The 9,885-nt window shown below is 70.9% G+C and carries 11 protein-coding genes; 4 read left to right on the top strand and 7 right to left on the bottom strand.

The window, feature by feature from the left end; all coding sequences use genetic code 11:
* Positions 1 to 141: 141 nt before the first annotated feature.
* From ACFYSH_RS31845 to ACFYSH_RS31830, 4 genes are all read right to left on the bottom strand, one after another.
* Complete coding sequence (locus ACFYSH_RS31845; RefSeq protein WP_359476331.1) at positions 142 to 660, bottom strand: histidine phosphatase family protein; 519 nt, start codon at positions 658 to 660, stop codon at positions 142 to 144.
* Positions 661 to 759: 99 nt separating this feature from the next.
* Positions 760 to 966 (bottom strand): hypothetical protein, encoded by a 207-nt coding sequence (locus ACFYSH_RS31840; RefSeq protein WP_359476328.1) that lies wholly within the window; start codon positions 964 to 966, stop codon positions 760 to 762.
* Positions 967 to 1,105: 139 nt separating this feature from the next.
* Positions 1,106 to 1,222, bottom strand: coding sequence for an SGM_5486 family transporter-associated protein (locus ACFYSH_RS31835; protein WP_359476325.1), 117 nt, complete (start codon positions 1,220 to 1,222; stop codon positions 1,106 to 1,108).
* Positions 1,223 to 1,239: 17 nt separating this feature from the next.
* Positions 1,240 to 2,502: a CynX/NimT family MFS transporter gene (locus ACFYSH_RS31830; RefSeq protein ID WP_388757046.1), complete on the bottom strand. Its 1,263-nt coding sequence runs from the start codon at positions 2,500 to 2,502 to the stop codon at positions 1,240 to 1,242.
* A 135-nt stretch (positions 2,503 to 2,637) separates the two neighbouring features.
* On the opposite strand from ACFYSH_RS31830, the gene ACFYSH_RS31825 reads away from it, so the two are divergent.
* The gene (locus tag ACFYSH_RS31825) at positions 2,638 to 3,312 is read left to right on the top strand and encodes a FadR/GntR family transcriptional regulator (RefSeq protein ID WP_359476319.1); all 675 of its coding nucleotides are present in this window, start codon (positions 2,638 to 2,640) and stop codon (positions 3,310 to 3,312) included.
* An 11-nt stretch (positions 3,313 to 3,323) separates the two neighbouring features.
* Here the strand turns inward: ACFYSH_RS31825 and ACFYSH_RS31820 are convergent, their stop codons facing one another.
* The 3 genes from ACFYSH_RS31820 to fabG form a co-directional block, all read right to left on the bottom strand.
* Positions 3,324 to 3,695, bottom strand: a complete 372-nt coding sequence (locus ACFYSH_RS31820) for a hypothetical protein (protein ID WP_359476316.1) — start codon at positions 3,693 to 3,695, stop codon at positions 3,324 to 3,326.
* 162 nt (positions 3,696 to 3,857) lie between these two features.
* A complete protein-coding gene (gene fabI, locus ACFYSH_RS31815; protein ID WP_359476313.1) occupies positions 3,858 to 4,625 on the bottom strand; it encodes an enoyl-ACP reductase FabI in 768 nt (255 codons plus the stop codon).
* A 5-nt stretch (positions 4,626 to 4,630) separates the two neighbouring features.
* The gene (fabG, locus tag ACFYSH_RS31810) at positions 4,631 to 5,350 is read right to left on the bottom strand and encodes a 3-oxoacyl-[acyl-carrier-protein] reductase (protein ID WP_388757042.1); all 720 of its coding nucleotides are present in this window, start codon (positions 5,348 to 5,350) and stop codon (positions 4,631 to 4,633) included.
* Positions 5,351 to 5,572: 222 nt separating this feature from the next.
* Between fabG and ACFYSH_RS31805 the strand changes: the two genes are divergently transcribed.
* From ACFYSH_RS31805 to tyrS, 3 genes are all read left to right on the top strand, one after another.
* Positions 5,573 to 7,096: a TldD/PmbA family protein gene (locus ACFYSH_RS31805; RefSeq protein ID WP_359476307.1), complete on the top strand. Its 1,524-nt coding sequence runs from the start codon at positions 5,573 to 5,575 to the stop codon at positions 7,094 to 7,096.
* Positions 7,093 to 8,487 (top strand): metallopeptidase TldD-related protein, encoded by a 1,395-nt coding sequence (locus ACFYSH_RS31800; RefSeq protein ID WP_388757038.1) that lies wholly within the window; start codon positions 7,093 to 7,095, stop codon positions 8,485 to 8,487. Before ACFYSH_RS31805 ends, ACFYSH_RS31800 begins: the two co-directional genes overlap by 4 nt.
* Positions 8,488 to 8,550: 63 nt before the next feature.
* On the top strand, positions 8,551 to 9,819 hold the full coding sequence (tyrS, locus tag ACFYSH_RS31795; RefSeq protein ID WP_359476301.1) for a tyrosine--tRNA ligase: 1,269 nt from the start codon (positions 8,551 to 8,553) through the stop codon (positions 9,817 to 9,819).
* The last annotated feature ends 66 nt before the right edge of the window (positions 9,820 to 9,885 follow it).

Raw genomic sequence — 9,885 nt, 5'->3', positions numbered from 1 at the left:
TTTTTTGTGGGCGCCGACACCCCCCGGGGGGGGGGGGCGGCCGCCGGGGGGGGGGGGGGGGGCGGGGGGGGGGCCCGCCCCGGGGGGGGGGGCGCCCCCCCCCCCCCGGGGGGGCCCCCCCCCCCCCTCATACGTCGTCGGTCAGTCGTTGGGCGTCCAGTACTCGACGAGCTTGCCCACGCCGTGTTCGAGGCTCTTCCAGGGACCGGCGAACTCGACGACGGCGTAGGCCGCGGTCGGGAAGCCGTCCCTGGTCATACGGGCGAGCGCATCGCCCTCGGCCCGGCCGGAGAGCGCGTCCGCGGCACCGTGCATGCCGGGATTGTGGCCGATGACCAGCAGGTTCCGCACGTCGTCCGGGGTCTCGTCGAACAAGGCGATCAGTTCGCCGAGGGAGGCCTCGTACAGCCTCTCCTCGTACACGGTCCTGGGGCGCTGTGCGAATTCGTGGACCGCCAGCTTCCAGGTCTCGCGGGTCCGGGTGGCGGTCGAGCACAGAGCCAGGTCGAAGACGATCTCCGAGTCGGCCAGCTTGCGGCCGGCGACGGGGGCGTCCTTCCTGCCCCGTTCCGCCAGTGGCCGCTCATGGTCGGACTGCTGCGACCATTCCGCCTTGGCATGCCTGAGAAGGACGATCCTGCGAGGTGTATCGGCGCTCATACACCTCAGCTTCGCACGAAATGCGCCACCGGGCGCAGGGTGTTGACGTGCTCGCACGCTGAGGGTGAATGACGGGCGGCGTGGTGTGTACGGGGCGGGTCAGGCGGACATCAGGCCGAGGATGTGCCCGAGCAGCCGCCCGATCGCGGGGTCGCCGGTCGCCGCGTGCGCCTGGCCGGGTTCCACGATCAGCAGGAGGAGCGCGGCGAAGGCGAGGGCGGGCAGCACGACGGCCCACCACGGCAGCCGGGCGTCGGCGGTGGCCGGGGCGGGCCGGTGGGTCCGGGTGTTCGTACGGGCCGACATGTCCGCCTCCGTGGGTCCTCGGCTGTGTTACCCAGAACCTACGGGCCGGCCCTCGGTGGTCCCATCCGGTGACCCACCCACTCGACCCTGAACCTGGCCCCCTAGGGGATGGGGGGCTGGCCCCACCCCCAGGGAAGGGTCAGGGCGAGGCGATCGTGGCGATCACACCGATGATCACGGAGATGAGGATCATCGTGCCGAAGACCTGGAGGAGCTTCTTCTGGCCGTTCTGGGGATTCGGATCGAGCACTGGCATGCGCTCAGTGTCGCATCTCAGCACTCGTCCTCGATCGTCCGGTCCCGCCCGGCGAGCATTCCCGCGACCGTCTGGGGCACGAGGAGGGCCGCCATGAGGGCGAGGGGCAGGCCCCAGCCGCCGCTGTGCTCGTAGAGCACGCCGACCAGCAGGGGGCCGGGGATCGAGAGCAGGTAGCCGGTGGACTGCGCGAAGGCGGAGAGCCGGACCACTCCGGCGCCGGTGCGCGAACGCATCCCGATCATGGTCAGGGCGAGCGGGAAGGCGCAGTTGGCGACGCCCAGCAGCAGTGCCCAGAGCCAGGCGCCACCGGCCGGGGCGAGGTAGAGGCCCGCGTAACCGAGGAGGCCGCAACCGCTGAGCACCAGGACGATCGGGCCCTGGGTCCGCAGCCGGGAGGCGACCCGGGGGATGACGAAGGCCAGGGGTACGCCCATGGCCATGATCACGGCGAGCAGGACACCCGCGGTGCCCGCGGAGATCCCCGCGTCACGGAAGATCTGCGGGATCCAGCCCATGGTGATGTACGCGGCCGTGGCCTGGAGCCCGAAGAAGCAGGCGAGCGCCCAGGACGTACAGCTGCGGGTGATCCGGAGCGCGGGCGGAGCCGGGGCTCCGGCGGCCGGCCCGGACACGTCGCCACGCTCCCGTACGAGCGGGAGCCAGGGCAGGACGGCGACGACGGCGAGGCCGGCCCAGACGGCCAGTCCGGTCTTCCAACTGCCGCCCAGCGCTTCCGTCAGAGGCACGGTGAAGGCTGCCGCGAGGGCGGTGCCCAGGGCCAGCGCCATCGAGTAGAGGCCGGTCACGGTGCCGACCCGGTCGGGGAACCAGCGCTTGACGACGACGGGCATCAGGATGTTGCTGACCGCGATGCCCATCAGGGCCAGGGCGCTGGCGGCGAGGAACCCGGCGGTACCGCCCACGAAGGGGCGCAGCAGCAGGCCGGCGGCGATGGCCGCCATGCCCGCGCAGACGACGGCGCCGGTACCGAACCTGCGGGCCAGCCGGGGCGCCATGAAACCGAACAGCGCGAAGCAGAGCGGCGGCACGGAGGTGAGGACGCCGGCGACGCTGCCGCTCATGTGCAGTCCGTCCCGTACCTCTTCGAGGAGGGGGCCGAGGCTGGTGATGGCGGGCCGGAGGTTGAGCGCGGCAAGGACCAGGCCGAGGGTGACGATCCGCAGCAACCAGGGGGAAGGTCCGGGCGAGGACGCATCGGACACCGGGGTGCCGGGTGCTGCGGGAGGGCTCAGGGTCGGGGTCTCGTCGTGACGCATGAGACCCATCATAGAATCATGGGATGATTGACTGTCCACTTCCGCTCTCCCTGAGACAATCGGGGGACGATCCGACGGGCCCGCACCTCCCGGACCACCTCTTCCGGACCCTCCGGTACACGAGCAAGGAGCACCATGGCGCTGACGTCCACGCGGCGTTCGGCTCTCGCCGATCAGGTGATTGCCCAGCTGAGGAACCAGATCACGGCGGGCGAGTGGCCGGTGGGCTCGCGTATCCCCACCGAGCCGGAGCTGGTCGAGCAGCTCGGGGTCGCCCGTAACACGGTGCGCGAGGCGGTGCGCGCCCTGGCGCACAACGGGCTGCTGGACATCCGTCAGGGCTCCGGCACGTACGTGGTGGCGACCAGTGAGCTGGCCGGGGTGATGCAGCGCCGTTTCGCGGACGCCGATCCCCGGCACGTCGCAGAGCTGCGTTCCACGCTGGAGTCCTCGGCGGCCCGGCTGGCCGCCGTGCGGCGCACGGACAGGGACCTGCGGCAGCTGGACGCGCTGATGGCGCGGCGGGAGGAGACCTGGGCGTCGGGTGACGCGGAGGCCTTCGTGGCCGCCGACGCGACCCTGCACCTCGCTGTGGTCGCCGCCTCGCACAACGACGTGCTGACCGAGCTCTACGCCGATCTCAACGACCTGCTCCGTGACTACCTGCGCGACGACGTGGGCTCGAAGCTCGGCCCGGAGGAGCTCATGGACCACGCGCGGCTCGTCGAGGCGATCCGGGCGGGCGACGCGGAGACGGCGGCCGCCGAGGCGGCCGCCCACGCGTTGGACTGTCTGCGGGAACGGGTCTGAGGGCTGTCCGCTCAGAAGGTCACCGAGTGGCTGATCCAGGCCGAGCCGACCTCTTTCCAGCAGCGGTCCTCGAGCTTGACCGTCCGGCCCGGCTGCACCGCGACCGTACCTCCGTCGGCGTCGACGTCCCACCAGCGTGCGCACTCGGTGTGGAGCTGGACGAGATCGGTCGTGGGGTACGGGTTGTGGCAGTAGGCGATCACCCGGGAGCCGTCGACCGACGTACGGCATTCGGAGCCCGAGGGCTCCGGTTCCGGTGCGACGGGCGCCGCCGCTCCGCTCCCCGCCCGGTTGGCCGCACTCACGGCCACCGGGGCCAGGAGCCCCGCGACGACGGCCGCCGCTGCGAGCAGGGCCCAGGTGCGGCGATGTGTGGAGCGCACGGCGTCCTCCTCCCCGCAGCCTGACCGAAAGTCCGGGTTCCACCACATTCTGCGGTGGAACCGTCATCTTTTCGACTTGAGCGCCAGGAGGACCGCAGGACACGCGCGACGGCCGCGTACCCCATACGAGGGGTACGCGGCCGTCGGCGATCCGTGGGTGGGTCAGGCACCCATCATGTGCACGCCGCCGTCGACGTGGATGATCTCGCCCGTGGTCTTCGGGAAGAAGTCCGAGAGCAGGGCCACGACGCCGCGGCCGGCCGGCTCCGGGTCCGTCATGTCCCACTCCAGCGGGGAGCGGTGGTTCCAGACGTCCGCGAGCTCGCCGAAGCCCGGGATGGACTTGGCGGCCATGGAGCCGAGCGGTCCGGCCGAGATCAGGTTGCAGCGGATGCTGTCCTTGCCCAGGTCGCGGGCGAGGTAGCGGGAGGTGGCCTCCAGCGCGGCCTTGGCCGGGCCCATCCAGTCGTACTGCGGCCAGGCGAACTGCGCGTCGAAGGTGAGGCCGACGATCGAGCCGCCGTCGTTCATCAGGGGCTTGCAGGCCATGGCGAGCGACTTCAGGGAGAACGCCGAGACGTGCATCGCGGTGGCGACCGACTCGAACGGGGTGTTCAGGAAGTTGCCGCCGAGCGCGTCCTGCGGCGCGAAGCCGATGGAGTGCACGACACCGTCCAGCGAGCCGAGCTCGTCCTTGACCAGGCCCGCGAGCCGCTCCAGGTGCTCGTCGTCGGTGACGTCGAGCTCGAGGACCTTGACGGGCTTCGGAAGCTTCTTGGCGATGCGGGCGGTCAGCGTCGGGCGGGGGAACGCCGTCAGGATGACCTCGGCGCCCTGCTCCTGGGCCACCTTCGCGGCGTGGAAGGCGATGGACGACTCCATCAGCACCCCCGTGATGAGGATGCGCTTGCCGTCGAGAATTCCGCTCATGGTGATCAGTGACCCATGCCCAATCCGCCGTCAACGGGAATGACGGCTCCAGTGATGTACGACGCGTCGTCGGACGCGAGGAAGCGCACCGCGGCGGCGATCTCGGCGGGCTGCGCGTAACGGCCGAGCGGCACCTGCGACACGATGCCCTTGCGCTGCTCGTCGGTGAGCACCTGGGTCATGTCGGTGTCGACGAAACCGGGTGCGACGACGTTGAACGTGATGTTCCGCGAGCCGAGCTCGCGGGCCAGCGACCGGGCGAAGCCGACCAGGCCCGCCTTGGACGCCGCGTAGTTGGCCTGCCCCGCCGAGCCGAGGAGGCCGACGACGGAGGAGATCAGGACGACACGGCCCTTCTTGGCGCGCAGCATCGCACGGTTGGCCCGCTTGACGACGCGGAAGGTGCCGGTGAGGTTGGTGTCGAGCACGGACGCGAAGTCGTCCTCGGACATCCGCATCAGCAACTGGTCCTTGGTGATACCGGCGTTGGCGACCAGCACCTCCACGGGACCGTGCTTCTCCTCGATCTCCTTGTAGGCCTGCTCCACCTGTTCGGTGTCGGTGATGTCGCACCGGACCGCGAGAACGCCCGCCTCGGTGAGCGCCTGCGGCGGCTCCCCCGAGCGGTAGGTGACGGCGACCTTGTCGCCGTTGTCGGCGAAGGCGCGGGCGATGGCGAGGCCGATGCCCCGGTTTCCTCCGGTGACGAGAACCGAGCGGCTCAACGGATCACCCTTTCCTTGGCGGTCTGGTACATCGAAAACCTATCGGTACCACTGCTCATCCAGGGAATCGGCCTCTGACAGCGCCGCCGGGCCGGGACTGTCGGATCCCTACAGAACGGTTCGGTCGGGACACGGCATCGTAAAACCGGAGCACGAGGACGCCGCGACCCCCCATGATTCACTGCGGAGACATTGTCCAGAGGTGGAGAAGGGGAGGCCCGCGTGGCCCACGAGGTAGATCAGTCGTTCCTGGCCCTGCCGTTGCGTGCCCTCGCCGACGCGGCGCTCGCCCGCGCCCGTGCGCTCGGCGCCGTACACGCGGACTTCCGGTTCGAACGGGTGCGCGGCGCCTCCTGGCGGCTGCGGGACGCCCGGCCGTCCGGTACGTCGGACACCACCGACACCGGGTACGCGGTCCGGGTGGTGCACGGCGGGGCCTGGGGTTTCGCGTCCGGCGTCGACCTGACGATGGACGCGGCGGCGAAGGTGGCCTCGCAGGCCGTCGCCATGGCGAAGCTGTCGGCGAAGGTGCTCGCCGCGGCGGGTTCCGACGAGCGCGTGGAACTGGCGGACGAGCCGGTGCACGGTGAGCGGACCTGGGTGTCGTCGTACGAGGTCGACCCCTTCGCAGTGCCGGACGCGGACAAGGCCGGGCTGCTCGCCGAGTGGAGCGCGCGGCTGCTGGCGGCCGACGGGGTCGCGCATGTGGACGCCTCGCTGATGACCGTCCACGAGAACAAGTTCTACGCGGACACGGCGGGCACGGTCACCACCCAGCAGCGGGTGCGGGTGCATCCGCAGCTGACGGCGGTGGCCGTGGACGGCACGACCGGCGAGTTCGACTCGATGCGGACGATCGCCCCGCCGGTGGGCCGGGGCTGGGAGTACCTCACGGGCACCGGCTGGGACTGGGACGCGGAGCTGGAGCGCATCCCGGGGCTGCTGGCCGAGAAGATGCGGGCGCCGAGCGTCGAGGCGGGGACGTACGACCTGGTGGTGGACCCGTCCAACCTCTGGCTGACCATCCACGAGTCGATCGGCCACGCCACCGAGCTGGACCGGGCGCTGGGGTACGAGGCGGCGTACGCGGGGACCTCGTTCGCGACGTTCGACCAGCTGGGGAAGCTGACGTACGGCTCCCCCGTGATGAACGTGACCGGTGACCGCACCGCCGAACACGGGCTCGCGACCATCGGGTACGACGACGAGGGTGTCGAGGCCCAGTCGTGGGACCTGGTGAAGGACGGGACGCTGGTGGGCTACCAGACGGACCGGAGGATCGCGAAGCTGACGGGCCTGGGGCGCTCCAACGGGTGCGCGTACGCGGACTCCCCGGAGCACGTCCCCGTGCAGCGCATGGCGAACGTGTCGCTGCGGCCGGACCCGGGCGGGCTCTCCACGGAGGACCTGATCGGCGGGGTGGAGCGCGGGATCTATGTGGTCGGCGACCGGTCGTGGTCCATCGACATGCAGAGGTACAACTTTCAATTCACCGGGCAACGGTTCTTCCGGATCGAGAACGGCCGGCTGGCCGGTCAGCTGCGGGACGTGGCCTACCAGGCGACGACGACGGACTTCTGGGGCTCGATGGAGAAGGTCGGCGGCCCGCAGACCTACGTCCTGGGCGGCGCGTTCAACTGCGGCAAGGCCCAGCCGGGTCAGGTCGCGGCCGTGTCGCACGGCTGCCCCTCCGCCCTCTTCCGAGGCGTGAACATCCTCAACACGACGCAGGAGGCCGGGCGATGAGCCGCGTCAGCAAGCCGTACGAGATCGTCGAGCGCGCACTGGAGCTGTCCACCGCCGACGGCTGCGTGGTCATCGCGGACGAGAACTCCTCCGCCAACCTGCGCTGGGCCGGTAACGCGCTCACCACGAACGGGGTGACGCGGGGACGCACCCTGACCGTGATCGCGACCGTGGACGGCGCCGAGGGAACGGCATCCGGTGTGGTGTCCCGTTCGGCCGTCACCGCGGACGACCTGGAACCGCTGGTGCGGGCCGCCGAGGCCGCCGCGCGCGGGGCCGGTGCGGCCGAGGACGCGCAGCCGCTGGTGTCCGGTGTGCCGGGGTCCGCCGACTTCACGGAGCCGCCGGCCGAGACCGGCTCCGACGTCTTCGCCGACTTCGCCCCGGCACTGGGCGACGCCTTCGCGCGGGCCCGCTCGGGCGGCCGTGAGCTGTACGGCTTCGCCCACCACCAGCTGAACTCGACGTATCTGGGCACATCGACGGGGCTGCGGCTGCGCCACGACCAGCCGAACGGGACGTTGGAGCTGAACGCGAAGTCCCCCGACCGGACTCGTTCCGCCTGGGCCGGCAGGGCCACCAGGGACTTCAAGGACGTCGACCCGGCGGCCCTGGACGCGGAGCTGGCACAGCGCCTCGGCTGGGCGGAGCGCAGGATCGAGCTGCCCGCCGGGCGCTACGAGACCCTGCTGCCGCCGACCGCGGTGGCCGATCTGCTGATCTACCAGTACTGGTCGGCCGGCGCCCGGGACGCCACGGAGGGCCGGACGGTCTTCTCCCGGCCCGGTGGCGGTACGCGGATCGGCGAGACGCTCTCCGAGCTGCCGCTGACCCTGCGCAGCGATCCGCACGCTCCGGGGCTGGAAGCCGCCCCGTTCGTGATCGCGCACTCCTCCGGGGACGGTTCCTCGGTCTTCGACAACGGGCTGCCGCTGGCCCCGACGGACTGGATCAAGGACGGCCGGCTGGAGCGGCTGACCACGACCCGGCACTCCGCGGGGCTGACGGGCCTGCCGGTGGCCCCCTCGATGGACAACCTCGTCCTGGACGGCGGTGGTGAGCGGTCCCTGGAGGAGATGGTCGCCGCGACGACCGGCCGGGCCCTGCTGCTGACCTGCCTCTGGTACATCCGGGAGGTGGATCCGGCCACCCTGCTGCTGACGGGTCTGACCCGTGACGGGGTCTATCTGGTGGAGGACGGCGAGGTCGTCGGCGAGGTGAACAACTTCCGGTTCAACGAGTCGCCGGTCGGGCTGCTGTCCCGTGCTTCGGAGGCGGGCCGTACGGAGAAGACGCTGCCGCGCGAGTGGGGCGACTACTTCACCCGGGCCGCGATGCCCGCGCTGCGGATCCCCGACTTCCACATGAGCTCGGTCAGCCGGGGCGTATGACGCCCATAGACTGACCGGACGACCCATCGAACCCAGTCGAACCCTCAGAGGAGAGAAACGACCGTGACGGACATCGTCGACGAGCTGAAGTGGCGCGGGCTGTTCGCCCAGTCCACCGACGAGGACGCATTGCGCAAGGCTCTCGCGGACGGCCCGGTCACCTTCTATTGCGGCTTCGACCCGACCGCGGCGAGTCTGCACGTGGGCCACCTGGTGCAGGTGCTCACCATGCGCCGGCTCCAGTTGGCCGGGCTGAAGCCGCTCGCCCTGGTGGGTGGGGCGACCGGCCAGATCGGTGACCCGCGGCCGACCGCGGAGCGCACGCTGAACGACCCGGAGACCATTTCCGCGTGGGTCCAGCGCCTGCGCGGGCAGATCGAGCCCTTCCTCACCTTCGAGGGCCCGAACGCCGCCACGATGGTGAACAACCTGGACTGGACCGCGGGCATGTCCGCGATCGAGTTCCTCCGGGACATCGGCAAGCACTTCCGGGTCAACAAGATGCTCACCAAGGACTCGGTGGCCCGCCGCCTGGAGTCGCAGGAGGGCATCAGCTACACCGAGTTCAGCTACCAGCTCCTCCAGGGCATGGACTACCTGGAGCTGTACCGGCGCTACGGCTGCACCCTCCAGCAGGGCGGCAGCGACCAGTGGGGCAACCTCACGGCGGGGATCGACCTGATCCACCGCCTCGAGCCGGGCGCCGCCGTGCACGCGCTGGCGACACCGCTGATGGTGAAGGCCGACGGCACCAAGTTCGGCAAGTCCGAGAGCGGGGCCGTCTGGCTCGACCCGGAGATGACGACGCCGTACGCGTTCTACCAGTTCTGGCTGAACGTGGACGACCGGGACATCTCGACGTACATGCGCATCCTCAGCTTCAAGAGCCGCGAGGAGCTCGAGGAGCTGGAGAAGCTCACCGAGGAGCGTCCGCAGGCGCGTTCGGCGCAGCGGTCGCTGGCCGAGGAACTGACGACGCTGGTGCACGGCGGCGCGCAGTGCGCGGCGGTCATCGCGGCGTCGAAGGCGCTGTTCGGCCAGGGTGAGCTCGGCGAGCTGGACGAGGCGACGCTGAGCGCCGCCCTGTCCGAGGTGCCGCACGCCCGGGTCGCCGAGCTGGGTCCGGTGGTGGACCTCCTGGTCGAGGTCGGGCTGTCCGCCAGCAAGTCGGCCGCCCGCCGGACGGTCAAGGAGGGCGGGGCCTACGTGAACAACGTCAAGGTCACGGACGGCGAGAGCGCTCCGGCGCCCGAGGAGCTGCTGCACGGGCGCTGGCTGGTCCTGCGCCGGGGCAAGAAGAACCTGGCCGCCGTCGAGGTCACCGCCGACTGACGCCGACGAGCACAGCACCGCGGCCGACCACGCGTGAAGCGTGGCCGGCCGCGGTGCTGTGTCCAC

The organism is Streptomyces sp. NPDC005791 (genome assembly GCF_042871485.1).
GTDB lineage: Bacteria > Actinomycetota > Actinomycetes > Streptomycetales > Streptomycetaceae > Streptomyces.
This window is presented reverse-complemented; position numbering and strand designations above follow the sequence as displayed.

Bases quoted from the DNA above. Each gene is read 5' to 3' on its own strand.
- ACFYSH_RS31830 (WP_388757046.1), bottom strand. From the start codon at position 2,502: ATGCGTCACGACGAGACCCCGACCCTGAGCCCTCCCGCAGCACCCGGC.
- ACFYSH_RS31845 (WP_359476331.1), bottom strand. From the start codon at position 660: ATGAGCGCCGATACACCTCGCAGGATCGTCCTTCTCAGGCATGCCAAG.
- ACFYSH_RS31800 (WP_388757038.1), top strand. From the start codon at position 7,093: ATGAGCCGCGTCAGCAAGCCGTACGAGATCGTCGAGCGCGCACTGGAG.
- ACFYSH_RS31835 (WP_359476325.1), bottom strand. From the start codon at position 1,222: ATGCCAGTGCTCGATCCGAATCCCCAGAACGGCCAGAAGAAGCTCCTC.
- ACFYSH_RS31840 (WP_359476328.1), bottom strand. From the start codon at position 966: ATGTCGGCCCGTACGAACACCCGGACCCACCGGCCCGCCCCGGCCACC.
- fabI (WP_359476313.1), bottom strand. From the start codon at position 4,625: ATGAGCGGAATTCTCGACGGCAAGCGCATCCTCATCACGGGGGTGCTG.
- ACFYSH_RS31825 (WP_359476319.1), top strand. From the start codon at position 2,638: ATGGCGCTGACGTCCACGCGGCGTTCGGCTCTCGCCGATCAGGTGATT.